This is a genomic window from Yoonia sediminilitoris (assembly GCF_003058085.1).
GTDB lineage: Bacteria > Pseudomonadota > Alphaproteobacteria > Rhodobacterales > Rhodobacteraceae > Yoonia > Yoonia sediminilitoris.
Genome location: NZ_QBUD01000001.1, coordinates 473,916 through 498,817 on the forward strand (window position 1 = coordinate 473,916; position 24,902 = coordinate 498,817).

General features: G+C 56.5%; 25 protein-coding genes. 16 read left to right on the plus strand and 9 right to left on the minus strand.

Features of this window, described 5'->3' with window-relative positions; genetic code table 11:
* A complete protein-coding gene (locus C8N45_RS02420) occupies positions 1-882 on the minus strand; it encodes a hypothetical protein (protein ID WP_108384600.1) in 882 nt (293 codons plus the stop codon).
* A gap of 87 nt (positions 883-969) precedes the next feature.
* On the opposite strand from C8N45_RS02420, the gene C8N45_RS02425 reads away from it, so the two are divergent.
* Positions 970-2,625, plus strand: a complete 1,656-nt coding sequence (locus C8N45_RS02425; protein WP_108384601.1) for an ABC transporter permease — start codon at positions 970-972, stop codon at positions 2,623-2,625.
* 24 nt (positions 2,626-2,649) lie between these two features.
* Here C8N45_RS02425 and C8N45_RS02430 read toward each other — a convergent pair whose 3' ends face one another.
* The gene (locus C8N45_RS02430) at positions 2,650-2,997 is read right to left on the minus strand and encodes a hypothetical protein (protein ID WP_133175923.1); all 348 of its coding nucleotides are present in this window, start codon (positions 2,995-2,997) and stop codon (positions 2,650-2,652) included.
* 7 nt (positions 2,998-3,004) lie between these two features.
* Positions 3,005-3,256 carry a hypothetical protein gene (locus C8N45_RS22955; RefSeq protein ID WP_133175924.1) on the minus strand — a complete coding sequence of 84 codons (252 nt, stop codon included), beginning with the start codon at positions 3,254-3,256 and terminating at the stop codon, positions 3,005-3,007.
* A 727-nt stretch (positions 3,257-3,983) separates the two neighbouring features.
* On the opposite strand from C8N45_RS22955, the gene C8N45_RS02440 reads away from it, so the two are divergent.
* Together C8N45_RS02440 and C8N45_RS02445 are read left to right on the plus strand one after the other, a co-directional pair.
* The gene (locus C8N45_RS02440; RefSeq protein WP_168769379.1) at positions 3,984-7,748 is read left to right on the plus strand and encodes an SdrD B-like domain-containing protein; all 3,765 of its coding nucleotides are present in this window, start codon (positions 3,984-3,986) and stop codon (positions 7,746-7,748) included.
* Between the two features lie 74 nt (positions 7,749-7,822).
* Entirely contained in the window at positions 7,823-9,022 is a 1,200-nt protein-coding gene (locus C8N45_RS02445) for a glycerate kinase type-2 family protein (RefSeq protein WP_108384605.1), read from the plus strand.
* On the opposite strand, the gene C8N45_RS02450 is transcribed toward C8N45_RS02445, so the two are convergent.
* Genes C8N45_RS02450 through C8N45_RS02460 form a run of 3 tightly spaced genes read right to left on the minus strand, consistent with a single transcriptional unit; the run spans position 9,019 to position 11,569 of the window.
* On the minus strand, positions 9,019-9,522 hold the full coding sequence (locus C8N45_RS02450) for a flavin reductase family protein (protein WP_108384606.1): 504 nt from the start codon (positions 9,520-9,522) through the stop codon (positions 9,019-9,021). The genes C8N45_RS02445 and C8N45_RS02450 overlap by 4 nt on opposite strands.
* The gene (locus C8N45_RS02455; RefSeq protein ID WP_108384607.1) at positions 9,522-10,415 is read right to left on the minus strand and encodes an aldo/keto reductase; all 894 of its coding nucleotides are present in this window, start codon (positions 10,413-10,415) and stop codon (positions 9,522-9,524) included. The genes C8N45_RS02450 and C8N45_RS02455 overlap by 1 nt, the downstream gene beginning before the upstream one ends.
* Positions 10,412-11,569: an LLM class flavin-dependent oxidoreductase gene (locus C8N45_RS02460; protein ID WP_108384608.1), complete on the minus strand. Its 1,158-nt coding sequence runs from the start codon at positions 11,567-11,569 to the stop codon at positions 10,412-10,414. Before C8N45_RS02460 ends, C8N45_RS02455 begins: the two co-directional genes overlap by 4 nt.
* A 102-nt stretch (positions 11,570-11,671) precedes the next feature.
* Here C8N45_RS02460 and C8N45_RS02465 point away from each other — a divergent pair, with 102 nt between their 5' ends.
* The gene (locus C8N45_RS02465; protein ID WP_108384609.1) at positions 11,672-12,379 is read left to right on the plus strand and encodes a GntR family transcriptional regulator; all 708 of its coding nucleotides are present in this window, start codon (positions 11,672-11,674) and stop codon (positions 12,377-12,379) included.
* A 6-nt stretch (positions 12,380-12,385) separates the two neighbouring features.
* Positions 12,386-13,477 carry a Gfo/Idh/MocA family protein gene (locus C8N45_RS02470; protein ID WP_108384610.1) on the plus strand — a complete coding sequence of 364 codons (1,092 nt, stop codon included), beginning with the start codon at positions 12,386-12,388 and terminating at the stop codon, positions 13,475-13,477.
* 516 nt (positions 13,478-13,993) lie between these two features.
* On the opposite strand, the gene C8N45_RS02480 is transcribed toward C8N45_RS02470, so the two are convergent.
* The 3 genes from C8N45_RS02480 to C8N45_RS02490 form a co-directional block, all read right to left on the minus strand.
* The gene (locus C8N45_RS02480; RefSeq protein ID WP_108384612.1) at positions 13,994-15,049 is read right to left on the minus strand and encodes a YeeE/YedE family protein; all 1,056 of its coding nucleotides are present in this window, start codon (positions 15,047-15,049) and stop codon (positions 13,994-13,996) included.
* A gap of 55 nt (positions 15,050-15,104) precedes the next feature.
* Entirely contained in the window at positions 15,105-15,440 is a 336-nt protein-coding gene (locus tag C8N45_RS02485; protein WP_108384613.1) for an ArsR/SmtB family transcription factor, read from the minus strand.
* A 131-nt stretch (positions 15,441-15,571) separates the two neighbouring features.
* On the minus strand, positions 15,572-15,946 hold the full coding sequence (locus C8N45_RS02490) for a thioredoxin fold domain-containing protein (RefSeq protein ID WP_108384614.1): 375 nt from the start codon (positions 15,944-15,946) through the stop codon (positions 15,572-15,574).
* 45 nt (positions 15,947-15,991) lie between these two features.
* On the opposite strand from C8N45_RS02490, the gene C8N45_RS02495 reads away from it, so the two are divergent.
* From C8N45_RS02495 to C8N45_RS02545, 11 genes are all read left to right on the plus strand, one after another.
* Complete coding sequence (locus C8N45_RS02495; RefSeq protein ID WP_108384615.1) at positions 15,992-16,729, plus strand: cytochrome c biogenesis CcdA family protein; 738 nt, start codon at positions 15,992-15,994, stop codon at positions 16,727-16,729.
* Between the two features lie 11 nt (positions 16,730-16,740).
* Entirely contained in the window at positions 16,741-17,304 is a 564-nt protein-coding gene (locus C8N45_RS02500; RefSeq protein WP_108384616.1) for a SoxW family protein, read from the plus strand.
* 140 nt (positions 17,305-17,444) lie between these two features.
* Positions 17,445-17,918 (plus strand): sulfur oxidation c-type cytochrome SoxX, encoded by a 474-nt coding sequence (gene soxX, locus C8N45_RS02505; protein ID WP_108384617.1) that lies wholly within the window; start codon positions 17,445-17,447, stop codon positions 17,916-17,918.
* A gap of 28 nt (positions 17,919-17,946) precedes the next feature.
* Positions 17,947-18,363: a thiosulfate oxidation carrier protein SoxY gene (gene soxY / locus C8N45_RS02510; RefSeq protein WP_108384618.1), complete on the plus strand. Its 417-nt coding sequence runs from the start codon at positions 17,947-17,949 to the stop codon at positions 18,361-18,363.
* Between the two features lie 18 nt (positions 18,364-18,381).
* On the plus strand, positions 18,382-18,711 hold the full coding sequence (gene soxZ, locus C8N45_RS02515) for a thiosulfate oxidation carrier complex protein SoxZ (protein ID WP_108384619.1): 330 nt from the start codon (positions 18,382-18,384) through the stop codon (positions 18,709-18,711).
* A 32-nt stretch (positions 18,712-18,743) separates the two neighbouring features.
* A complete protein-coding gene (gene soxA, locus C8N45_RS02520; RefSeq protein ID WP_108384620.1) occupies positions 18,744-19,589 on the plus strand; it encodes a sulfur oxidation c-type cytochrome SoxA in 846 nt (281 codons plus the stop codon).
* A 101-nt stretch (positions 19,590-19,690) separates the two neighbouring features.
* A complete protein-coding gene (gene soxB / locus C8N45_RS02525; protein WP_108384621.1) occupies positions 19,691-21,394 on the plus strand; it encodes a thiosulfohydrolase SoxB in 1,704 nt (567 codons plus the stop codon).
* A 19-nt stretch (positions 21,395-21,413) separates the two neighbouring features.
* Positions 21,414-21,848 carry a DsrE family protein gene (locus C8N45_RS02530; RefSeq protein ID WP_108384622.1) on the plus strand — a complete coding sequence of 145 codons (435 nt, stop codon included), beginning with the start codon at positions 21,414-21,416 and terminating at the stop codon, positions 21,846-21,848.
* A 45-nt stretch (positions 21,849-21,893) separates the two neighbouring features.
* Positions 21,894-23,165, plus strand: coding sequence for a sulfite dehydrogenase (gene soxC, locus C8N45_RS02535; RefSeq protein ID WP_108384623.1), 1,272 nt, complete (start codon positions 21,894-21,896; stop codon positions 23,163-23,165).
* Entirely contained in the window at positions 23,149-24,195 is a 1,047-nt protein-coding gene (locus C8N45_RS02540) for a c-type cytochrome (RefSeq protein WP_108384624.1), read from the plus strand. The genes soxC and C8N45_RS02540 overlap by 17 nt, the downstream gene beginning before the upstream one ends.
* Positions 24,192-24,890, plus strand: a complete 699-nt coding sequence (locus C8N45_RS02545) for a c-type cytochrome (protein WP_108384625.1) — start codon at positions 24,192-24,194, stop codon at positions 24,888-24,890. The genes C8N45_RS02540 and C8N45_RS02545 overlap by 4 nt, the downstream gene beginning before the upstream one ends.
* The last annotated feature ends 12 nt before the right edge of the window (positions 24,891-24,902 follow it).

Below are 24,902 nucleotides of genomic sequence, written 5' to 3' on the forward strand. Positions count from 1 at the left end.
CTACCGGAACGGCAGCATCATCTCGACACCCGGCATCTGTCGGATCAGATTGACGTCTTTGTCATAGTCTTCGGTCATCTGCGCGATCTGGTCTGCTGACAGTTCAGGCAGATCGACGACATGTTCGGCGGTGCCTTCCAGCGCATGGGTTTCCCATATTTCGGCCATTATGTCGTGACGTTCAGCGTTCGACAGGGCGGCGGCCTTGGCGTATTGCGTTTGCAGCGCCTGCTGGCCCTTCTTGGTGATGAGTGACCCAAGCATATCCATCCCGCCGACCATTTGCACTGCATCTGGCGCGCCTGCCATGGTTTGCATGATCTGATCCCATAGCATCGGGGTATCCTCGTTGCACCAGACGGTCAGTGGCACATCGGGTACTGCCTGCCTGATCCGGCGCACAACATCGGACCATTTGATTTCTTCGGGGCGCATCAGGCCCAAAAATGCGCCAATGGACCCCGCGTCCGACCGCGTGAAAGTTTCATGCAGAAATGTTGCGGGATTGCGGATGCCCAGATACAGGCTGATCTGATCCTGCGCAAAGAGCCGCCGGAAGGCCCGCATCTTGAGCTCTGCCTGCCCGTAGAAGGTACCATTGTCAAAGATACGCTTGGGAATGCAGATAAAATTGCCGTTGCTGAGCACAAGGCGGTCCGCGTCGCCCTGCGCAAGCACGGCATCAAGCAAATCGTCGCGGGCCGTGTCCGGTATCGTGGTGTCGCCTGTAATTTGCAGCAAATCGCGTAGCACCGGCCGATACAGACTTGGCTGCGGCACGGCAATCCGATGCCTGGCGAGTGCATCAGCATTCTTCAAAAGCGATTTGATCAGCCTGTCTTCGTCCGTGCAGTTTGCGCCGATGTGAATTGCGATCTGCATGATTGAGCGGGCCTTTGTTATCTGCGTCGTTAGAGCATAGTTGGATTTCTGGACAGTTAAACCGGTTTCCTTTAACCGAAGCGCAAGATGTCCGAGCAAACTAGTCAGATAACCTCGCCCCGTATTGGCCGCCGCCGCATTGACCCTTGGTCTGTTGGTGCTTTGGCCATTGCTGTCGCTGTGCTGGTTCCGATTCTGGCGGTTGTCTGGTTCGCCCTGACGCCCACCGAAAACATCTGGCCGCATCTGATGCGCACAACTTTCCCCCGCTATCTGGGCAATACAGTGGTGCTGATGCTGAGTGTTGGCGCGCTAACCGCGATGATAGGGACGGGGGCGGCATGGTTGGTGGTGATGTACCGCTTTCCGGGGCGTGATCTGTTGCAGTGGGCTTTGTTGATGCCCCTTGCCGTCCCCGCCTACGTTGGGGCCTATGCGCTGGTGGATTTTCTGGAATATGCAGGCCCGTTCCAGACGGCTTTGCGCGGCACCTTTGGCTGGGAGACGTCGCGCGACTATTGGTTTCCGGCGATCCGCACCCGTGAAGCAGCGATTCTGGTGATCAGTGCCTCGCTTTATCCTTATGTCTATATTCTGTCCCGCGCGGCCTTTCGTGAACAATCAGGTGCTGCCTACGAAGTCGCGCGCGCTTTGGGGGCAGGACCGTTTGCCCGATTTTGGCGGGTTGGTTTGCCTTTGGCCCGCCCGGCCATTGCTGCGGGCGTTGCGGTTGTGATGATGGAAACCGTGAATGATTTCGGGACCGTCGATTATTTTGCCGTGCAAACGCTGACCACGGGCATTTTTTCGGTCTGGTTGCAGGGCGGTAATCTGGGGGGGGCCGCGCAACTGGCGACATGTGTGCTGGGGTTGATCGTGGTCCTTGTCACGCTTGAAAAAATTAGCCGCCGCAAGATCAGGGTTTCAGGCAGCGCACGCGGGCAGCGCCCGGTGCAGCCGGTCCGGCTGGCAGGAGCAAGGGCCTATCTTGCCACACTGGCTTGTGCCCTGCCGCTCTTGTTGGGGTTTGTCATGCCGGTTCTGGTTTTGATCAGTCACGCATTTGACGCCGCGCAATGGGTGGCGCCGGGGTTGCGGCGTGCCTTGGCGCATACTGTTGTTGTGGCTGGCGTTGCTGCCATTCTGACCGTTCTGGGTGGTGTCTTCATGGTTTACGGCGTCCGGTTGTCCGGACGGCGTTTACCGCGTCTGCTGATGCCCGTCACGGCAATCGGCTATGCGGCCCCCGGCGCTGTGCTGGGCTTGGGTATTCTGGTGCCTTTGGCCGCCTTTGACAATTTTGTTGCGGACACGATCGTTTGGGCGGGCTTCTCTGACCCTGGCCTGCTGTTGACCGGGAGTGCGGTCGCTCTGACGCTGGCCTATGTCGTGCGCTTTTTTGCAATCGCCCAAGGGGCTGCGGATGCTGCGTTGGGCCGCGTTTCTCCTAGTCTGCCGATGGCTGCGCGGTCATTGGGGCGGACGGCAGGAGGGACCTTGCGGGCGGTTCACATGCCGCTGATGCGGGCCTCGGTCGGGTCGGCCCTGCTGCTGGTGTTTGTCGATTGTGTCAAAGAACTGCCCGCAACATTGCTGTTGCGGCCATTCAACTACGACACGTTGGCGACGCGGGTCCATGCCAAAGCATCACTGGAAAACATAGCAGAGGCCGCGCCTGCGGCCCTCGCGATTGTTCTGGTCGGTCTGTGTGCCGTTACCCTTTTGGCACGGACAAGTCGCTAGGGTCCTGACCCCCTACAATCGGGCCTATTTTTGTGGGATATCGTCGATGACTTTTACCGGATCCGTGTCGTCGGGTTCTTCAACCGGGGCATCTGGCTCATCTGGCTCATCTGGCTCATCTGGTGTTTCGCGTGCCTCGGGCGCAGGGTCATCGCTGCCACCACCTTTACTTGCGGCGACGGCAACACCGATCAGCAACAAGGCAACTGCTGGGACCACCCAACTGGGCATTTCAGCTGGCGGGGCCTGTTCGATGACTTCCGGCTCGCGCTCTGTGATGGCATCGGCGAGGCCACCCGCCTGCGCGGATGATACGATCATTGTGGCGGAAGCGGCAGCGAAGAAGAGGGATCTTGTTGATATACTGGTCATTTTACTCTCACTTTTTGACTAAACTCACCCTATAACCCTGATGGCCGAGTTCTTTACGTTCTGTCAACCAAAAGACAATGAGCCGCTTGCCTGACCACTGGCCGTTAAAGTGAAGAGCGAATGATCGGCGATCTTTCACCGGACTGCTGGCGATGCTTGGGGTCAGACGCATATATTGTGCTGGCGCCCGACTGCCGTCATTCAGAAATACAGAAATTCTTTTTACTTCAATATGTTGCACGACGGGCGTTCGCCACATCCGACAAATCCTTTCTGCCGGCGCGCCTTGCCAATATGAACGGTTGGATCAGCTGAAATTGTATGGATTGCGGGGAACTTGCCCGCGTTAACCATGATGTAAGAAATTCTTATTATTGAAATTGTGGCGCAGACATTGCGCATTTGCGTCAAGTGACGAGTGCCAACAGAAAGCCAAGGGATGTAATTCATGCCGACGCGCAGAAGAGTGACGAAAGGCGAAAACCCATCTGATTGTTTCTATTCTGGGGACAGGTGGGGTGAGTTGCATAATTGATGCGATTTAATGGGCAGTACGCGGCAGATTATGAAGGAAAGCTTTTCATTATTGGCATTGCCCCGCGACCGCATTGCTGAGGATTATTTACTGCTTGTTTGGTCAAGTAGTTTTGGGGGGCGTCGGTGTGTTCTCGTATTTCGTTTTCAAGGGTCTGGCTGTGAACGATATAAACAGTTTATTTCTTATAAACTTCAATGTGTTAGATCATGCCTTGCATGATGGCAGAATTTATGCACATTGCCGCCTTGGCGAAACTTTCGGCCAGATTGCATGACCGAAACATGCGCAAAATATCCTCAATCAACAATAAAAACAGCCGGTCCTATCAGGTTAAGACATGGTCTGTGTCTGTAATGGAGGCCTTCTATTGACCTATCAGATGTTTGAATTTTCCGCCCTTTCAAATGCTGATTTGGGTGGGAGTGCGCATTCTGGTCTTTCATTTGTGATGCCAGGCTCAACGGATACGCATGCGGCGCTGTATGATAATGATTTTGGCCTGTCCGACGATCATCGAAACCAGTCGCGCGATCCCACGGGGCAAACCGGCGAGGTGCTGGTGGATGGGCTGGCTGTCGGGGGCAGCGAACAGTGGTACGCGGACAAGGTATATACCGTGCGTGGGCCTGACGGTCGTGAATATGAACTGATCACCGTTCAGCAAGAGCACACAGGCATGGAAATCTATACCTTCAATGCCGATTTTGGTGTGCCGTCCGCGGGCATGACGCTAACCCTTGGCAGTTGTTGGGGTGCATCGAAAATTGGCTATCATAAGCTTGGTTCGGGTCCCTTGACACATGCCCCGACGGAACGGCCTCGCATTATTATCGAGGCTGAAGACATGCACGCGCAGGGATTTCACACCGTGCAGGGTGGCAACGCCTCTGGCGGCAAGTTGGCCAAGCTGGGCTACAAGACCGGCGACCTCTTCACGGGGTTTGACGGTCCGGCGGGCACCTATGATCTGTCGGTCTTTGTGCAGGATGAAATTGACGGTCAATCGAAGCTCAATGTGATCGTCAATGCTGAGGTCGTGGGCATAATCGTACTAGACCGCGATAGTGACGGTGGCGGCAGTAACAATGGTCAATTCTCCGAATTTGTCATCGCAGGTATAGAATTGCAGCCAGGCGATACCGTAAAGATCGCGACGGAAGGCAATTGCAGTGAATTTGTGCGTATCGACAAGCTGAAGCTACGGCAGGTCGCTGATAACCCACCGCTGCCCGGTGCCGTTTCGGGTACCTATTTTGTTGATGAAAATCAAAACGGTATTGATGACGCAGGCGACAGTGACGTGGCCGACAAGGCCGTCTTGCTGATAGATGGCAATGGCAACGAGGTGGGGTCGACCCGCACCGATTCCAGCGGTGATTACCGTTTCAATGATGTGCCGGTGGGCGACTATCAGGTCAGGTTCGAACCATCGATGCAGCCTTTCGTTGATCCCGATTTGGGGGACGACTCCGTCGACTCTGATGTTGTCGACGCGGCAACCGGCACGACCGCGCTCTTTGCCGTGGTCGCAAAAAAGGAAACCCGCAACATCGATGCAGGTGTTGGTGATCTCATTGACCCGACCAATGCCAGCATTTCGGGGCGCTATTTCCGCGACGAAAACCGGGATGGGCTGGATAATGGCGGGGCCAACAACGGCTTGCAGAACATCCGTGTCAAGTTGCTCGATAGTGACGGCAAAGTCATTGCCTCTGACCGCACCGGGGCAAATGGTGATTACAGTTTCACAGGGCTGACCGCAGGCACCTACGGCGTGCGCTTTATCGACGCGCAATCGGGGCAAGCACTTGTCACGCCGCATGTGGGCGATGACGACAGCATCGACAGTGATGCCACTTTTGCAAGCGATACCACCTCGGTCATCCTGGGGATCTCCCTTAATACGGGTGAACAGTCCATCGACAATGATGCGGGTGTTCAAAGCAAGGGCTGCGATAATCCCGACGCGATCAAACTGACCTTTGATAATCTGGAACGCGGTGATGTTCTCACCACGCTTAATCCACACGTGACCATTGGCGCGTATAAATTCACCCACGACGGGCGCTGGCGTGATGCGGATGCGATGATCTTTGACACTGAAAACCCCAGCGGTGGTGACGATGATCTGGCCTATAATGGGCAGGGCAAGGTGCTGATTGTGTCCGAAGACGGTGATCGCAGCGACCCTGACGACAACGCCTTTGGCGGCGCGCTTGTGTTTGACTTCGCAACCCCGATGGACGTCTTTGACCTGACGGTAATCGACACCGAAGAAGGCGGCTACGTCGCGCTATATGACGCGGATGGCCAGCTGATCAAGCGGGTCGTGTTGCCCCATCTTGCCGACGGCGAGGTGGCGCAGGTCTTGCTGGATGCCGATGGCGTCAGCCGCATGGAGGTCAAACTCGGCGGGTCCGGTGCCATTGATGATATTTGCTATGTCAAACCTGTGTTCCCGGCCTCACTGGGTGGCTCCTATTTCACTGACGTCAACAATAATGACCTGCAGGATGGTGATGACACAGCGGTTGCAAAAACAACTGTCGCACTTCTCCAGAATGGCGTGGTCATCGCCACCCAGACAACAGACGCGAGCGGCAACTATCTCTTTGAAACGCTCAGCCCGGGCGATGGCTACGCCGTCCGGTTCATCGATACCGGCGAAGGCAAGGTCTTTGTGAGTGCCGATGCGGGCACCGACGACACAATCGACAGTGATGTGGTTGCCGTTGATGCAAATGGCAGTGGCACCACAGACCTGATTTCGCTGATACCCGGCGAGGACAGGCGCAATGTTGATGCAGGGATCGAGGATGTGATCAACGACCCCCACACGGCATCGCTGGGTGATACAGTCTTCTTTGATGGCAACGGCAACGGCGTATTTGACGCGGGCGATGGGGTGGTCAGCGACGTCACGGTTGAGTTGCTGGATGATGCAGGTGCGGTTCTGCGGACCACCACGACCGACGGACAGGGCAACTATCTGTTCGACGGACTGGAAGCAGGTGATTATATCGTTCAGTTCACGCAAGTTGATGGTTTCGAATTCACCGCGGCAAATGTGGGTGACGATACCACGGACAGTGACGCGGATCAGGCGACCGGGCGCAGTGCAGAGATCACGCTTGCCATCGGTGAGCAGAACAAAACAGTTGATGCTGGCCTGATCCAATCCAATGCACCGCCAATCGCTATGGATGATGAAGCCTGCGTCTGTGCGACTGAATCAAAGCTGTTTGATGTCCTCGAAAATGACAATGATCCGGATATTGGAGATACGTTGCTCATCGCACAGATTGATGGTCAGGCGGTGAATGCCGGTGATCAGTTTACGTTGGCGAGCGGCGCGGTTGTAACAGTCAACGGTAACGGCACGCTCAGCTATGACAGTGCGAACTTTGTCAGTCCGGATGGGATGGCTGCTGCCGATTTGCCTGTTGGCACCAATGTCAACGATCTGTTCAGCTACAGGCTTGCTGACGGACAGGGCGGGTTTGATGATGCGCAGGTGACTGTCGAAGTGAAGGGTGCGCTGAATACCTATCAGGCGCTGCTTGATTCCCTGCCTGATACGGCGATCGCTATTCAGGGCGCGCAGACGATTGCGCTGAGCTATTCATCGCGGTTGAGCGCGACGGGCGATGAGCGCTTTGATGGTATCCGTTTTGAAGATACCTACTGCATTGAGCGCACGGAAACGTTCAAATCCAAAATCGAAGTGACGATGGATGTACGGCCCGGCGATGCAGGCGTGCTTGATCCGGCCCTGTTCAGCAATGACGTCATGGAAAACCTTAACAAGATCAACTGGCTGCTCAATCAGAACTTCTCATCGCAAAGCAACGGCGACACCAACGGCCCGGGTGCGGGACAAAACTATACTCAGACCGAAATACAGCACGCCATTTGGGGGCTGTCCGATGGAGATTCACAATTCCGGCAGCCCGAGACGGTCGGGACCGTGTTCAACGGGACGCAGGAAAACGCCGATGAACTGCTGGCGATGGCACTTGCGCATGGTAGTGGGTTCGTGCCGGGGAAGGGCGATCTGGTGACACTGATCCTTGATCCGACCGACGTGCAGGCCGATGCACCATTGGCCAATCGCCCGGAAGATAACGACTACGATCAGGCCTTTATCATGGCTTTGCCCTATGACGCCATTGTACTTGAATGCGATTGTGATGATGGTCTAGTCGTAATGTAGGCCCGCGCGGGGAATTGGGGAATACGTCCCCTGTTTCATCTTTGCCCCGGCGGGGTGATTGCGGGGGATGACACATGGCGACAAATGATCGGGAAATGGTGCAGCGGGTGTTTGCGGCCGGGGTACAGGCGGCTGACCCGGCTGCGGCTGTCGGTCGGCTGTTGGGCAAAGTTGAAATGCCTGTGCTGATTGTTGCTATCGGCAAGGCCGCAGGGCGCATGGCGGGTGCGGCCCTTGCGCATTTCCCTGATACGCGCTGCCTTGTCGTGACAAACTATGAAAATGCCACACCGGTTGCCGGTGCCACTGTTTTTGCAGCCGGCCACCCGGTGCCGGACGAAAATGGCGCGCGGGCGGCACAGGCTGTCATAGCCGCCCTTGATGCGGCAAGCGGGCCGGTTCTGGCCCTGATTTCCGGCGGTGGGTCTGCACTTTTGCCCGCCCCTGCGGACAACATTACGCTGGCAGACAAAGCGGCGGTGAACAGCCTTTTGCTGGGGGCGGGGCTCGATATCCACGGGATGAACCTGATCCGGCAACAGCTTTCCGACCTGAAAGGCGGCGGCTTCCTGCGCCACGCGGCACCGCAACATGTCACGGCGCTGATCCTGTCGGATGTGGTTGGCGATGATCTGTCGACGATTGCCAGTGGGCCCACGGTTGCGCCCATCGGCACCGCAGCCGATGCGGCTGCCCTGTTGAAGACGCGTGGCTTGTGGGATCGCGTCCCGCAAGCTGTGCGCGACCATCTGGATGCGGCACAGCCGCCGGCCGATTTGCCAGACGCGCAGAACATTCTGGTCGGGTCGAATGCGCAAAGTGTGGCGGCGATGGAGAAAGCACTGAGTGAACCATACCACGTTCTTGCGCCCGTCGAGGGTGACGTCAAAGAGGCGGCAAAGTTGATCTGTGACCAATCCGGGCCCGGTGTGACCCTTTGGGGCGGCGAGACGACAGTAAATCTGCAAGGGCAGGGGCGCGGTGGGCGTAATCAGGAACTGGCTTTGCGCATCGCACTTGAGGCGCAGGCGCGGGGCTGGACAAGCTGGACTTGTTTGCAGGGGGGCACCGATGGGCGCGACGGCCCGACGGATGCGGCAGGCGGGCTGGTGGATCAGGGAACATTGGAACGGATCGCTGCCAAGGGTGGCGATATTGATGCCTTGCTGGCAAATAACGACAGCTATGCCGCGCTGGCGCTTGCCGATGATCTGTTGATTACCGATGCGACGGGCACCAATGTCGCCGATCTGGGCATTCTTGTGCGACGCTAGGCTTCGCTGAATGCGCCGTATTTGCCACCATGAAAGACCAGCGGCGGACCGCCCCGGTGATGTGCCTTTTTGACAAGCCCCACAACAATCACATGGTCTCCTGCATCATGGGTCGCCTCCAGATTACACTCGAAACTGGCCAATGCGCCCTCGATGATTGGCATCCCGCAGTGCGAAAGGTGCATCGGTACATCCTTGATCGCTGTCTTGGACCCAAGGATTGCCGCGCAAACGTCGCGTTGATCGGCAGCCAGTACATGCACCGCAAACCGGCGTGAGCCTGCAAAATGTTCGAACCTCTTCGATGCTTTGGCTGGTGACCACAACACAAGAGGCGGATCAAGCGACACGCTGGCAAAACTGTTGGCCACAATGGCAACCGGCCCTTCGGGACTGTCGGTCGTCACAATCGTGACGCCGGTCACAAATGTGCCAAGCGCCCCGCGGAAGCTGTCAGCGTCGCTGCTTGGGTCGAATGTCGAGATTGTACCTGCGTCCATCAAGGGACCTCATTTCCCAGAGCGGCAGTGTAGAGCTCAAACCACGTCTGCCGATCCATGTTGACTTTCAAAGCATCTGACAATGCTTTGATTCTGTTAATATTATTGGTTCCCATCACAGGCATGACCTGTGCGGGGTGTGCGATCAACCATGCGACGGCAACCGCAGCGGCGTCAACGTCATTTTTGGTCGCAACCGCTGCCAGTGCGTCCTGTACAGCGCCACTGCCTGTCATCAGGTTGCCGCCCCCAAGGGGTGACCACGCCATGATTGGTACGCCGCGCTCTTGCAGATAGGCGACATCGCCATTGGTAAAGCCGTCGTGCGCGCTGAGTGACAACTCGATCTGGTTGGTAATCAGCGGCGTCTTCATCGCGGATTGCAGCAGGGTCCAGTCGTGCAGTTTGAAGTTTGACACACCCACAGACCGGACCTTGCCCGATGCGACGACCTCGTCCAATGCGGCTCCTGTTTCATGGTGGTCCATCAACGGGTCAGGGCGGTGGATCAGTAGCGTGTCGATCTTGTCCAACCCCATCAGCTGCAAGGATTGATCAACAGAGGCCAGAATATGCGTCCGGCTGGTATCGTAATATTTGCCACGCGCCGTTTGCGCATAGCGGCCCGCCGGGATCAGGATATCGCACTTCGTTACGACCTCGATCTGGTCTTTCAGCGCAGGGGCGGCTTTGAGCGCGGCGCCCATCACTTCCTCGGCGGCGTAACCGCCGTAAATGTCAGCCTGATCCATCGTCGTGATGCCCTGTTCAAGGCAGGCTTCGATCTTGGCCTGCACATGTGCCGGGCTTGTGTCTCTGTCATCGGCCAGCCGCCACATCCCATAAATGATGCGGCTAAAGGAAAGGTCGTCAGTAATCTGGATACGGTTCACGTGCGGGGTCCTGTGCCAAGTGGCGTTGGTGGTGTCTGTGATGGTACCCGCCCATAGCTGTGGGGCAGGGAACAGGTCTTGAGTTGTGGCATGACTTTTTCGCCAAAGTGGATTGCCTCGTCGATATGTGGATAACCCGAGAAGATGAATGCGCGGATGCCCATTTTTTGATAATCTTCAATCTTGGACATAATCTGGTCAGTTGACCCGACAAGGGCCGCCCCGCAGCCCGACCGGGCACGGCCAACGCCCGTCCACAACCCCGGTTCAACATAGCCGAATTTGTCGGCCAGTTCGCGGGCTTTGGCCTGATGGGCGACGCCCAGTGAAATACTGTCGTGGGCACGGTCGCGGATCAGCTTGCCATATTCGTCGTCCAGTTTGCTGGCAATATAATCGGCGTATTCCTTCGCCTCGGTTTCGGTGTCGCGCACAATCATATGCACCCGCAATCCGTAGTCGAGTGTGCGGCCATGCGCGGCGGCCCGCGCATTCACGTCAATCATCCGTTGCTTGAGTTGCTCCATTGGCTCTGGCCACATCAGATAGACGTCGCATTGTGCGCCGCACAGTTCCAGCGCGTCGGGGGAATAGCCGCCGAAATACAGCAACGGGCCGCCGTTCTGCTGGTAGGGTTTTGCAGGTCCGGTTGGCACATTCTCGAATTGGTAAATCTCGCCCGTGTGGTTGATTTCGTCGCGCGTCCACGCCTGACGCAGAATCTGCACCACTTCATGGCTGCGCTTGTAGCGATAGGGGGACGGGGCAACTTCACCTGGAAAATCGCTTGAAATCACATTCAGCGTCAGCCGCCCCTGCAACATATGGTCAAGGGTGGCGATCGTGCGGGCCAACATGATGGGCTGCATTTCACCACATCGGATGGCGGCAAGAAAATTCATGCGGGTCGTCAAAGGGGCCATACCAGCCACGAACGACAATGTATCCTGCCCGACCTGATAGGAGGAGGGGGCAAGGATATTCCGAAACCCCTGCTTTTCCGCCGTCAGTGCGATATCGCGGCAATGGTTCCATGATGATCGCAGCGCGCCGTCAGGCACGCCCAGAAACTGATAATCATCAGAGCAAAGCGCAGAAAACCAAGAGACTTCCGCCGCATCCAAATCGGCGCTGGTGACTGGAACGACGGTCATTGATTCTGCTCCTACCTGCGTATTGTTAGCCCTTGCCTAACATGCGAGAATATGTGCAACAATACTGTATCAATTTTAAGCGGCAACCGGGGAGGGTGCGCGATGGCCAAGACCTCGGCCCTGCCAAAATACGTCCAGGTCAGCGAAATGCTGATCCGCGAGATTGCGGCCGGTCATCTGGCTGACGGTGCGCGCCTGCCGCCCGAACGGGAAATGGCTGACGAACTGGACGTTGCCGTAGGGACCTTGCGCAAGGCGTTGGCCGAGATCGAAAGCAAAGGACTGCTGGAAAGGGTGCAGGGGTCAGGCAATTACATCCGGCACAAGCCGGTCATCGACTCCGTCTATGCGTTCTTCCGGCTGGAGCTTTTGCGCGGTGGCGGATTGCCGACGGCGCGACTGCTGTCTGTTGACTGCCTGCCCAAGCCAGATGATGCTCCGTTCTTTGGTGACGCGCTGCAAGGCCACCGAATCAGGCGGCTGCGATTTCTGGATGATACAAGCATCGCTGTTGAGGAAATCTGGCTGGATGGCGCGCGGGCCGAGAGCGTTTCGACAAAGGACCTGTCTGAATCGCTGTATCATTTCTATCGCCACAAATTGGGGCTGGTGATTTCATCTGTCGAAGATCGGATTGGCGTGGCTGATTTGCCCGACTGGACACCTGATGCCTTTGGGCTGACTGCGGGCCGGACCGTCGGATTTATCGAACGCACCGGTTGGGATGCGATGCAGGAACCGGTCGAATATTCACGCACGTGGTTCGCACCTGACAGGGCGCGCTATGTTTCTCGGATGGGTAAAGGTTAGACCAAGTTGAAAACGATACACTACGGCATCATTGGATGCGGCATGATGGCGCGCGAGCATATCCAGAATATCGCGCTTTTGGACAATGCTGCTGTGTCAGTTGTTTATGATCCGGTCAGGGAACTGGCGCATGCGTGCGCGGATTTGGCTGGTGGCGCGCATGTGGCGACTACCATTGAAGATTTTCTCGCCTTTCCGACGCTGGACGCGATTGTGATCGTCAGCCCCAATTATCTGCATGCGGCACAACTGGCGCAGATTGTGCAAACGCGGCCATTGCCGATCCTGTGTGAAAAGCCGCTTTATACCGATCCTGCGGATGCCGAAAATCTGGCAAAGCTGTTCAAGGACTATCCGCATCCGGTTTGGGTGGCGATGGAGTACCGCTATATGCCCCCTGTTGCGGCCCTGATTGCACAGGCCGAGCAAGCGACTGGTGGGATCAGGATGTTGACGATCCGTGAACATCGCTTTCCGTTCCTGCCAAAGGTTGGCGACTGGAACCGGTTCAACAGCAAGTCCGGCGGCACATTGGTTGAAAAATGCTGCCATTTCTTTGACCTGATGCGCCTGATTCTGCGGGCAGAGCCGGTGCGGGTTATGGCCAGCGCGGGGCAGTCCGTGAATCATCTTGACGAACGCTATGACGGCCAAACGCCTGACATTTGGGACAACGGTTACGTGATCGTCGATTTCGATAACGGGACCCGCGCGATGCTCGAACTTTGCATGTTCGCCGAAGGGGCACGTTATCAGGAAGAAATCAGCGCAGTTGGCCCGCAGGGGAAAATCGAAGCCTTTGTTCCCGGACCCGGCCGTTTCTGGCCCAAAAAATTAGGGCCTGCACCGGTGCCACAGGTTGTGGTCAGTCCGCGTTCGCCCAAGGGGCCTTATACAAGTGAAATTCCGGTCGATCCAGAATTGCTTGCTGCGGGTGATCACAACGGATCAACCTTCTATCAACACCAGCGGTTCATTCAGGCTGTGCGAGGGGAAGGTCCGATAGACGTGACGGTTGCTGATGGGCTGATGGCGGTCAGGATGGGCCTTGCGGCACAACAGAGTGCGGCAACAGGGCAGGCGGTCGCATTGCTTTAGCCCTGCGCCGCCTGACGGGACCTCAGTCTTGGCCGTTCGACGATAGTGTGATCACGCAAGAATCGCCTTCGCAATCCACGAATTTGGCAGGCACGTTGAGCAATTCGCACTTTGTCGCTATCAGATAGGCGTTTTGCTGGAAGCCCGCGAATTCACCCGTGATAGACACGTCTCTATCTTTCAGTGTCAGCACGATTTCATCTTTCAGTATTGATACGACTTCGCTTGCAGATGAAACGCTTGGTGTCAGTGAGACACCGATAATTGTCGCGCAAAATGCGCATTTAAATAGGTTCTTCATAACAATTTACCGCCTAACTAACAAAATAACTACGGTTATATTTACGTTGCCACAGGGCAAATTGTCAACGAAATTTCGGCGGATTCTTGCCATAATTCATCGCGCGCCGGAATGTCGGGAACAAATTCCTGACCATGGTCGTAGGGTACACGCATTTCGCATGTGTCAAGCGTACGCGCCGTGGCATTCGAGGAAAGGGCAATAGCTGCCCTGCGCTATTCGGCGGGGACAAAGCCCACGATCAGTTGGCGCAGCCCGATTGCGGCGCCTGCGAAAATGGCTGCAAAAGTGACGGGTCCGCTAAAGGCCAGCACCGAAAAAGCAGAAAGCCCCTGACCGATACTGCACCCCAGAGCGACAACCGCACCGACCCCCATGAGCCCTGCACCCAGTATCTGGCGGCGCAGTTCGCGGGGGTCTTCGCAGGCCTCCCAACGGAAATGACCCTTGATCAGACTTCCGATGAACGCGCCGATCCAGACGCCCGCAACCGATCCGATCCCAAATGACAATGACCGGGCAGAGGATGTCATGGCGTAGAGCGTGGTCTCCCCAACCGGGGCAGAGAAGGTGTGACCGACGACAGCCAGGTCCGCAAACCCCGTGTCGTGGATATATTGCATCCCCGCCCAGCCCGTCATAACCGCGCAAGCCACCATTAATGCCCAGAAAATTGCACGTTTTTCTGCAAGGAACCGTGCATTGGCAAGGGCCAGAACCACGATCAGTGCCCCGATGACCATACCGGTCAAGGGGATTGAAAGACCCGTCATGCCGCCAAAGAGATGCGCGAACCCTGGTGTAGCGATGACCACATCATTGGGGGCGAAGATCGCCAATCTGATCGGTGCCAAGGGCCCTGACATCGTGGCATAGGCGGCCACACCGATGACAGCCACAATTACGAACGCCCGCAAGTCGCCGCCGCCAAGCCGCGCCAATGCACCGTAGCCACAATTGCCTGCCATCGCCATTCCGTATCCGAACAGCAATCCACCGGCGATGCTGGCCAATGGTGACCAAGCCGCTGACAAATAGATGGAGTCCGCAGGGTTGAACAGACCAAGCGCCATGAGCGCGAAGCTTCCGAAGACGGCGGTCCCGATCGCCAGCACCCACATGCGGATGCGCAAATCATTCCCGCCATACAGAATATCTTCAATGGCCCCCAGTGTGCAAAAGCGGCCAAAACGTGCAGCCAGCCCCAGCAGAACACCGCCGAACAGCCCGACCAATGCGGCAGCGTTCGTTTCTCCGATGGTTTCTAGCATGGTACACCAATGATATTTAGAACGACCACAGGCTCCTTTCGCAGGTAACGACCTGCTAGTTTGACTTGCAGAAAAGTTCGTAAACCAAACCGATGATTTTGCGTGAACGGTCGTCCGTCAAGCGATAATAGATCGTCTTGCCTTCTCTGCGCGGGCTCACCAGCCCCTCGAGCCGCAAGCGCCCCAACTGTTGTGACACAGCAGCCTGTCGTGCAGAGAGTAATTCTTCCAACTCGGTTACCGACTTTTCACCGGAGACAAGATGACACAGGATCATCAGGCGTCCTTCGTGGCTGATCGCTTTCAGATAGTTGGTCGCCGTCGTTGCGTTGTCCATCATTTGGTCCATCTGGTCGTCCGCCAGATTGGTATCAAAAACAGGAAAACTCATAGGCGCTGTGTCTCGGGTATCTGCGAATGCTTGTACTTGCATAACCGATTTCCTTGCTCGATCAAGATTTTGGGCAGCAAATAGGCCGGATCTTTCCGCGAACAAGGATATTCTGCAACATAAGTCCGCATTTATTTGGCAATCTCGCTTGAGAATGCGATGTCTTCCTTTTCGAGCATTTGTCCGAGAAGTCCCCAAAAGAAGTCTTCGCCGGGGTACCCTTCGATCCTGTGCTGCTCGACGCCGTTGATCAGCAGAATGAAGGTTGGGGTAAAGTTGACCCGACGCGCAAGTTCAATATCGTCCGGTACCGGGGTGGTGATGTCGTAGCGCCGCAAAGGGGCTGCGATCCCTTCGCCGGTCTTGGGATAGATCGGCCCGATTTCCTCGTTCCAGCGCGCGCACCAGATGCATCCCGGCTCTTCTGCCATCACAAGAACAGGCTTCGCGCTTGCAAAAAGCGGCAGCACCAGAAGTACGAAAAGAATAGCCAAACGTTTACACATTCAATAATCATAATGTGAATCGGCTTCGGAAGCAAGGGAACCGTGATGCTTGACGTTTCATACCTCGGTGCAGCCGTTGCGGGCCTGTTGTCGTTTTTTACGCCTTGCGTGCTACCCATGGTCCCATTCTACCTATGCTACATGGCAGGCCTGTCCATGAACGAATTGCGGGAAGGGGATGGCATACCCGCTGGAGCGCAGCGCCGGTTGGTCCTGTCTGCCATCTTCTTTGCCTTGGGCGTTACAACGATTTTCGTTCTGCTGGGTATGGGGGCGACGGCCATCGGGCAGGCTTTTGGCGCGTGGCGCGATACACTAAGTTATGTCGCGGCCGGAATTCTGTTTCTGTTCGGTCTGCATTTTCTGGGTGTTGTCAGAGTGCCCTTGCTGTACCGCGAGGCGCGGGTGGAAAGCTCTGCTGCGCCAACAACGATTATTGGCGCATATCTGATGGGGCTGGCCTTTGGATTTGGCTGGACGCCTTGTGTTGGCCCTGCCTTGGCCGCCATCTTGATGGTCGCCAGCGGGATGGGGGATATTTGGCGGGGCGGGTTGCTGCTGCTGGTTTACGGCTTTGCAATGACGGCCCCGTTCATCATTGCGGCCTTTTTCGCGCGCCCCTTTTTGGCGTGGTTGCAGCGCAATCGCCGCTATCTGGCCCATGTGGAAAAAGTCATGGGTGCCATGCTGATTATCTTTGCACTGCTGATCGTCACCAATTCCGTTAACTTCATTGCCCAATTGATGATCGAATGGGTGCCCGCTTTTAGTAACCTGGGATAGGAGAACCTTCTATGTTTCGTATGCTCTTGATGGTCGTCGCCTTTGTTTCGCAACCTGTTTTCGCTGCCGAGCTTGGCGATGATGGGCTGCACAAGGCGGCATGGATGCGCGATACGTTTCTTGATCTGCGCGAGGATCTGGCCGAAGCCAATGCAGAAGGCAAACGCCTGATGCTGATTATTGAACAGCGTGGCTGCATCTACTGCAAAAAGATGCACGAAGAGGTATTCCCGATGCCTGAAATCGACGCCGCCCTGCATGAGAATTTCTTTGTGGTACAGCTCAACATGTTCGGCGACCTTGAAGTGACCGATTTTGATGGGACTGTGCTGCCGGAAAAGGACATGGTTCGCCGCTGGGGCATGTTGTTCACACCCAATATGGTTTTCCTTCCAACCGAGGTGGAAGAGGGGCTGAGCCTGCAGCAGGCAGCGGTCGCAACCATGCCGGGTGCGTTCGGCAAATGGACGACCCTCAACTTGCTTAACTGGGTCGTGGAAGAGGGCTACGACAGTGACGAGCCGTTCCAGAAGTACCATGCGCGCAAATTACAAGAAGAAGGTATTGTTGAATAATATCAGGGAACTGGAGTGATTTTTTGCACAGTAATTCGCTGCGTTTGGCACGAAACATTCAAAAAATCGATTTTGTTGTTGCGAGAATCTGGTTCGGTGCGCTACGGTACACTCAAGTTTTCGTGCTCTAGGGAGGGACCATGAAGCGTTTAATGCTTGCGGGTACATTCAGTGCTCTTGCGACAGTGGTTACAGCGGGTGATGTTGCCCCTGACGATGTCGTTTACGGTGAATATGGTGATGTGACTGCATCGCTTAGTGGTGTTGCAGGTGATCCTGCCGCCGGTAAAGAAATTATGGTGGCGCGTGGCAAGGGTAACTGTATTGCCTGCCATCAGGTCACGGCGCTGGAAGAATACCCGTTCCATGGCGAAGTAGGCCCCTCTTTGGATGGTGTCGGTGAATACCGGACAGCCGAAGAATTGCGCGGAATCCTTGCAAACCCCAAGATGACCTATGAAGGCACGATCATGCCTGCCTTCTACCGTGTCAGCGGCTTTACACGCCCGGGGGATGCATTCACCGGCAAGGCAGCCGAGGGACCGCTGTCCCCTTTGCTGACAGCCCAGGAAATTGAAGATGTAGTGGCCTATCTTCAGACACTGACTGATTGATCCGGCCAAAAACGAAATAGGAGAAGCTATGAAACTGACGCGTAGACATACGTTGATGCTTGCCGCTGGTTCTGCTGTGGCTGCTATGCTGCCCATGCGGGCGTCAGCCGCTGCTGAAGAAGCAATCGCAGCCTTTACAGGTGGTGCTGAGGTCGGATCCGGAGGGATCACGCTGACAGCGCCCGAGATTGCAGAAAACGGGAACACTGTTCCGATCGCCGTAGATGCGCCCGGCGCAGAGGCGATTATGATCTTGGCGATGGGCAATCCCACACCCGGCGTTGCAACATTCAACTTTGGTCCTCTGGCTGCCGCGCAGTCCGGGTCCACGCGTATCCGTCTTGCCGGAACGCAGGATGTCGTGGCCATCGCGCGGATGCCCGACGGGTCATTTGTGCAGGCAAGCCAGGAAGTTAAAGTCACCATCGGCGGCTGCGGCGGCTGAGTGAGAGGAAAGTAAGACATGGCAGAAAATGTAAAACCCCGGGTCCGCGTTCCCCGCGAAGCCGCGGCCGGTGACACAATCACGATCAAGACCTTGATCAGCCACAATATGGAGTCAGGTCAGCGCAAAGACAGCGACGGCAATCCGATTCCACGGTCGATCATCAACCGGTTTACCTGCACCTTTAACGGTGAAACGGTGCTGGATGTCATGATGGAGCCCGCGATCTCGACCAACCCATTCTTTGAGTTCGATGCGGTCGTTCCTGAGTCTGGCACGTTCGAGTTTACGTGGTACGACGATGATGGTGACGTCTACACCGAAACCAAAGACATTACGGTCAGCTAAGCCAGGCTGATCGCAAGGGAGGGTCAAAATCTATGAAATCATTTGTTAAAGGCGGGGCTGCGGCGCTTGCTATAATAGCTGCATCACAAGTCGGTGCTGATGAGGATGCAAACCTCATTATCAATGGAGAAACCGAAATCACTGTACGGGCTGACGCGCCGGAGCATCTGGACAACGTCAGCACGATCTATTCCGGCTGGGTTTTCCGGTCTGACGAAACGCAGGCCTTGCAAATGGATGATTTCGACAATCCCGGCATGATCTTTGTGGATCAGGGCCGCGACAGCTGGGTGCTTGCCGAAGGGTCCGAAGGCAAATCATGCGCTGATTGCCACAATGAACCTGAATCACTCGCGAACGTGCGTCCGACCTATCCAAAGTGGAACGACGAAACCGAGGAAGTGCGCACAATCGCGATGCAGATCAACGGGTGCCGCACCGAACAGATGGGCGCAGAGCCGTGGAAATACGACAGCACCTCGATGCTGAACATGGAAGCACTGTTGTCTTCTGTTGCGCGCGGTCAGGTGATGAATGTCGCCATTGATGGCCCGGCGCAGTCAATGTGGGAGCAGGGCAAGGAGCTGTACTACACCCGCACTGGTCAACTTGATTTGTCTTGTGCGAATTGCCACGAAGACAACTATGGCAATTACATTCGCGCGGACCACCTGAGCCAGGGCCAGACCAACGGCTTTCCGGTTTACCGTTTGAAGAACGCGAAGCTGAATGGCGTCCACTCCCGCTTTAAGGGGTGTGTGCGTGATACACGTGCCGAAACCTACGCTGTTGGTTCGGAAGAGTTCATCGCGCTTGAGCTTTATGTCGCTTCACGTGGCAACGGTCTGTCGGTCGAAGGGCCAGCTGTCCGGAACTAAACTGATTTGATGGCCCGCTCCCAATGTCTTGGGTGCGGGCTTTCTTTTTCTTAAAACATTCATCTTTTTGCATATGATGAATGATCCAGAGGGTGAAACGCATGATTTCTCGGCGGGATTTTCTACAAGCGAGCATGGCAGCATCGGCTATTGTCGGTGGGTCGGGTTTTGGCAACTGGGGCCGTCTGGCGGCCCAACAGGCGTTGAGTCAGGAGCAGCTGTTGCAGTTCGACACGTTCGGCAATGTCTCCCTGATCCATATCACCGACATTCACGCGCAGCTAAAACCGATCTGGTTCCGCGAGCCTGAAATCAATCTGGGGGTAGGCGCAAACAAGGGGCAGGTCCCGCACATCACCGGCGCTGATTTCCGCAAAGCATACGGCATCGCCGACGGCAGCCCGTCACACTACGCGTTGACCTACGATGATTTCGCGGCCCTTGGGAAAACCTATGGCAAGATGGGCGGCATGGATCGCTGTGCGACGGTCATCAACAGTATCCGGGCCGAGCGGCCTGACGCGCTGCTTTTGGATGGCGGTGACACATGGCACGGCTCTTACACCTGTTATCAGACGGAAGGGCAGGATGTGGTCAATGTCATGAACCTGCTCAAGCCTGATGCGATGACGTTCCACTGGGAATTTACGCTGGGCTCTGACCGGGTGCGCGACATTGTCGCTGACCTGCCTTTCGCGGCACTGGGCCAGAACATTTTTGACGCAGAGTGGGACGAACCTGCCGAAGATTTCGCCCCCTACAAGTTCTTTGAACGCGGCGGCGTCAAGATCGCCGTTATCGGACAGGCGTTCCCCTACATGCCCATTGCCAACCCCGGTTGGATGTTCCCCGAATATTCGTTTGGTATCCGTGACCAACGGATGCAGGAAATGGTGGACGAAGTCCGCGGGCAGGGCGCTGAGTTGGTCGTCTGCCTGTCGCACAACGGCTTTGACGTTGATAAAAAGATGGCATCGCGGGTTACAGGGATCGACGTGATCCTGTCGGGCCACACCCATGATGCGCTGCCAGAGCCAGCGCTGGTGGGCGAGACGATTATCGTGGCCTCTGGCTCCAACGGCAAATTCGTCAGCCGCGTTGATCTTGACGTGCGCGAGGGGCGGATGATGGGGTTCCGGCACAAGCTGATCCCGATCTTCTCTGATGTGATCGCACCCGACCCTGAGGTTGCAGCCGCCATTGACGCAGAACGCGCCCCGTTTGCCGACGCAATGTCAGAGGTCATCGGCAAGACCGCCGATGATACGGTGCTGTTCAGACGCGGGAACTTCAACGGGTCATGGGATGACGTGATATGCGAGGCGCTTATTCAGGAACGCGACGCTGATATTTCGATGTCGCCAGGCGTGCGCTGGGGGCCATCGATGATGCCGGGCCAAGAGATTACCCGCGAAGACATCTGGAACGTGACCTCGATGACTTATCCGAATGCCTATCGCACGGAAATGACAGGCGAATTCATCCATACCATCCTTGAGGACGTCGCCGACAACCTGTTCAACCCCGACCCTTACTATCAGCAAGGCGGCGATATGGTCCGTGTGGGTGGTCTTGGCTACCGGATCGATATCACCAAGCCCATTGGTGAGCGGATCACCAACATGACCCTGTTGAAATCAGGCGATGCGATTGATCCGGCTAAATCCTATGTCGTTGCGGGATGGGCGTCGGTCAACGAAGGCACAGAAGGCCCGCCCATTTGGGATGTCGTCGAAAACCATATCCGTAATCTGGGCACTGTCGCCGCAACCGAAAACACGTCCGTCGAAGTGGTCGGCGGCTAACCCCCAAGGAGGAACGAACATGTTCAAGATACTCTCCGTCGCTGCCCTTACTGCAACGCTTGCCGTCCCGGTCTGGGCAGAGGGCGAAACACACCGCGTGGCCATCCACGTTAACCAGAATGACCCGCAGGTCATGAATATGGCGCTCAACAACGTGCAGAACGTCAGCAATTACTATGCATCTCAGGGCGATGAGGTGATCGTTGAGTTGGTGGCTTATGGCCCCGGGCTCAATATGTTTGTCGCGGACAAAAGCCCGGTTGCCGACAGGATTTCGGCGATGGCGCTGGAAATCGAAGGGCTCAGCTTTGCAGCCTGCGGCAACACTCACCGCGCCATGATCGAACGCGCAGGCACTGATGTGCCACTGTTGGAAGAAGCAGCCGTCGTGCCATCAGGCGTGGTGCGGCTGATTGAATTGCAAGAAGAAGGCTTTGCCTACGTCCGCCCTTAGGGTGGATTGTCAGCGTCCGGGAAGACCGGAAAAGGAGTAACAGAGATGTTGTTGAAACCGAAGGGTAAGAAGCCAAGCCGTCGGCAATTTCTGACCGCCGCTGCCGCTGCACCGGTGGCTGCTGTCGCAGGCCGGGTTGCAGCCCAGGAAACACCCGACCCGGCGATTGTTGAAAAGCAGCCATGGAATCAGTTTCTGGGGCCGGGCGTGGACGAAGCGCCTTATGGTATGCCGTCCAAATTTGAAGCGCATGTGCGCCGTCAGAACGTGCCGTGGCTGACCGCTGATCCGGTCAGTTCGATCAATTTCACGCCGTTGCATGAATTGGATGGCATTATCACGCCCAACGGGCTGTGCTTTGAACGCCACCATGCAGGTGTCGCTGAGGTGGACCCAAGCCAGCACCGTCTGATGATCAACGGTCTGGTCGACAAGCCGCTGGTTTTCACCATGGAAGACCTGATGCGCTTCCCGCGCGAAAACCACGTGTATTTCCTTGAATGTGCGGCCAACACCGGCATGGAATGGGCCGGTTCACAGTTGAACGGCTGTCAGTTCACCCACGGCATGATCCACAATGTCATGTATACAGGTGTACCGCTTCGGTTGCTACTTGAGGAAGCTGGCGTCAAGACGTCGGGCAAATGGTTGCTGCCCGAAGGGGCCGATGCCTCTGGTATGACCCGTTCGATCCCGATCGAAAAGGCGATGGATGATTGCCTTGTGGCCTTCAAGATGAACGGCGAAGCACTGCGCGCCGAGCAGGGCTATCCTGTCAGGCTGGTTGTGCCCGGTTGGGAAGGCAACATGTGGGTCAAATGGCTGCGCCGGATTGAAGTCGGTGATAAGCCTTGGCACCATCGCGAGGAAACCAGCAAATATACCGATCTTCTGGCCAACGGTCAGGCGCGGCGCTTCACCTGGGAGATGGACGCAAAATCCGTCATCACCAGCCCAAGTCCGCAAATGCCAATCAAACACGGCCCCGGTCGGGTGGTCGTCACAGGTGTCGCATGGTCCGGTCGCGGGACGATCCCGCGGGTCGATGTGACCACCGATGGCGGCATGAACTGGCATCAGGCCCGCATGTCCGGCCCGTCTTTGGACAAGTCCATGCACCGGTTCTACTACGACTTTGAATGGGACGGAAAGCCGCTGCTGCTGCAAAGCCGTGCCCATGACAGCACTGGCTATGTGCAGCCGACCAAGGAACAGTTGCGCACTGTGCGCGGCGACAACTCAATCTATCATAACAATGGCATCCAGACTTGGGCCGTGAACGAGCAAGGGGTGGCTGAAAATGTCGAAATTTCTTAAATTTGCGGCCCCCGTCGGTGCGTTGATGCTGGCAGTGCCAGCCATGGCGCAGGACAACTACGGTCTGGGTCGCGCGGCCCTGCCCGAGGAGATTGCGGCGTGGGACATCGACGTGCGCCCCGATGGGCTTGGCCTGCCTGCTGGTAGCGGTGATGTCTGGACGGGCGAGGAAGTCTATGTCGAGAAATGCGCCGCCTGTCATGGTGACTTTGGTGAAGCCGTCGGACGCTGGCCGGTTCTGGCCGGTGGTCAAGGCACCCTTAGCGACGAAGATCCGGTCAAGACCATCGGCTCTTACTGGCCCTATCTGTCCACCGTTTATGACTATGTGAACCGCGCGATGCCGTTTGGCGAAGCGCAATCGCTTGAACCAGACGAGATTTACGCGATCACCGCCTATCTGCTTTACGTCAACGATCTGGTCGAGGATGATTTCACGCTCAGCAACGATAACTTCCTCGACGTCGAGATGCCGAACGCGGATAATTTCTACATGGATGACCGTGCGGAAACAGAACTGCCTTTGTTTGCGTCTGCTGATGTCTGCATGGAAAACTGCAAGGACAGCGTTGAAATCATCATGCGTGCGGCAGTGCTGGATGTGACGCCGGAAACAGACACAGAAGCAGAGGTAGTCGTCGAAGAGGCTGCTGCTGAAGCAGAGCCTGCGGTCACGGCTGAAGCCGAACCCGCCGTTGTCGCACCCGACCCTGAGTTGGTTGCTGCTGGCGAAGGTGCGTTTCGTCAGTGCAAATCCTGCCACCAAGTGGGGGAGGGCGCGAAAAACCGCACCGGTCCGCAGCTGAACGGGATCATGGGCCGCACCATTGGCGTAGTCGACGGTTTCCGCTACTCGCGCACTTTTGCCGAAGCCGCAGAGGCGGGCGAGGTTTGGGATGTCGACAATATGGCGGCATTCCTTGCTGATCCCCGCGGCGCGATGGAAGGCACCAAGATGTCCTTCCGTGGCGTCCGTAAGGAAGAGGACATCGCCGCCTTGATCGCTTACCTTCAGTCGTTTGCTGAATGATAGTGCGGCTGCTTCTTGCTCTTGTTCTGCTTGCTGGTACGACTGCGCAGGCAGAACAAGGTGGAGACGCGGCGCGGGGCGAAGAGTTGTTCAATCAATGCTCCGGCTGTCATCAGGTCGGGCAGGGTGCGGTCGATAGGATCGGTCCGCACCTAAACTTCATTTTTGACCGCGCCGCTGCCACAGCAGACGGTTATCGGTACTCCGCCAGCCTCAAGCGTGCCGCCGATGGCGGTCTGGTCTGGAACTATGAAACGCTAGATGCATTCCTGGAAAATCCGCGCGCTATCGCATCGCGCACAAGGATGAGCTTTCGGGGCATAGACGACCAGCAAGATCGTGACGATCTGCTGGCGTATTTGCGCAAATTCTCTGACGATCCTCAGAACATCCCTGAGTCCGCGCCGACTGCGGCTGCGGTCGATCACACTGTTGCGCCGGAAATCCTCGCCATTGTGGGCGATCCGGCCTATGGTGAATATCTGTCTGGCGAATGCACGTCTTGCCACCAAACCAGCGGTGCAGGTGAAGGTATTCCGTCAATTACGCGCTGGCCCGCAGACGACTTTGTCACGGCGATGCATGCCTATAAGGTTGGCGTGCGGGCGCATCCGGTCATGCAGATGATGGCAGGCCGCTTGTCAGACGAAGAAATTGCAGCCCTCGCTGCATATTTCGAGCAAGTCGAAGAATGAATTTCAGGGAGG

Bases quoted from the DNA above. Each gene is read 5' to 3' on its own strand.
- C8N45_RS02420 (WP_108384600.1), bottom strand. From the start codon at position 882: ATGCAGATCGCAATTCACATCGGCGCAAACTGCACGGACGAAGACAGG.
- C8N45_RS02425 (WP_108384601.1), top strand. From the start codon at position 970: ATGTCCGAGCAAACTAGTCAGATAACCTCGCCCCGTATTGGCCGCCGC.
- C8N45_RS02430 (WP_133175923.1), bottom strand. From the start codon at position 2,997: ATGACCAGTATATCAACAAGATCCCTCTTCTTCGCTGCCGCTTCCGCC.
- C8N45_RS22955 (WP_133175924.1), bottom strand. From the start codon at position 3,256: ATGTGGCGAACGCCCGTCGTGCAACATATTGAAGTAAAAAGAATTTCT.
- C8N45_RS02440 (WP_168769379.1), top strand. From the start codon at position 3,984: ATGCCAGGCTCAACGGATACGCATGCGGCGCTGTATGATAATGATTTT.
- C8N45_RS02445 (WP_108384605.1), top strand. From the start codon at position 7,823: ATGGCGACAAATGATCGGGAAATGGTGCAGCGGGTGTTTGCGGCCGGG.
- C8N45_RS02450 (WP_108384606.1), bottom strand. From the start codon at position 9,522: ATGGACGCAGGTACAATCTCGACATTCGACCCAAGCAGCGACGCTGAC.
- C8N45_RS02460 (WP_108384608.1), bottom strand. From the start codon at position 11,569: ATGACCGTCGTTCCAGTCACCAGCGCCGATTTGGATGCGGCGGAAGTC.
- C8N45_RS02465 (WP_108384609.1), top strand. From the start codon at position 11,672: ATGGCCAAGACCTCGGCCCTGCCAAAATACGTCCAGGTCAGCGAAATG.
- C8N45_RS02480 (WP_108384612.1), bottom strand. From the start codon at position 15,049: ATGCTAGAAACCATCGGAGAAACGAACGCTGCCGCATTGGTCGGGCTG.
- C8N45_RS02485 (WP_108384613.1), bottom strand. From the start codon at position 15,440: ATGAGTTTTCCTGTTTTTGATACCAATCTGGCGGACGACCAGATGGAC.
- C8N45_RS02490 (WP_108384614.1), bottom strand. From the start codon at position 15,946: ATGTGTAAACGTTTGGCTATTCTTTTCGTACTTCTGGTGCTGCCGCTT.
- C8N45_RS02495 (WP_108384615.1), top strand. From the start codon at position 15,992: ATGCTTGACGTTTCATACCTCGGTGCAGCCGTTGCGGGCCTGTTGTCG.
- C8N45_RS02500 (WP_108384616.1), top strand. From the start codon at position 16,741: ATGTTTCGTATGCTCTTGATGGTCGTCGCCTTTGTTTCGCAACCTGTT.
- soxX (WP_108384617.1), top strand. From the start codon at position 17,445: ATGAAGCGTTTAATGCTTGCGGGTACATTCAGTGCTCTTGCGACAGTG.
- soxY (WP_108384618.1), top strand. From the start codon at position 17,947: ATGAAACTGACGCGTAGACATACGTTGATGCTTGCCGCTGGTTCTGCT.
- soxZ (WP_108384619.1), top strand. From the start codon at position 18,382: ATGGCAGAAAATGTAAAACCCCGGGTCCGCGTTCCCCGCGAAGCCGCG.
- soxA (WP_108384620.1), top strand. From the start codon at position 18,744: ATGAAATCATTTGTTAAAGGCGGGGCTGCGGCGCTTGCTATAATAGCT.
- soxB (WP_108384621.1), top strand. From the start codon at position 19,691: ATGATTTCTCGGCGGGATTTTCTACAAGCGAGCATGGCAGCATCGGCT.
- C8N45_RS02530 (WP_108384622.1), top strand. From the start codon at position 21,414: ATGTTCAAGATACTCTCCGTCGCTGCCCTTACTGCAACGCTTGCCGTC.
- soxC (WP_108384623.1), top strand. From the start codon at position 21,894: ATGTTGTTGAAACCGAAGGGTAAGAAGCCAAGCCGTCGGCAATTTCTG.
- C8N45_RS02540 (WP_108384624.1), top strand. From the start codon at position 23,149: ATGTCGAAATTTCTTAAATTTGCGGCCCCCGTCGGTGCGTTGATGCTG.
- C8N45_RS02545 (WP_108384625.1), top strand. From the start codon at position 24,192: ATGATAGTGCGGCTGCTTCTTGCTCTTGTTCTGCTTGCTGGTACGACT.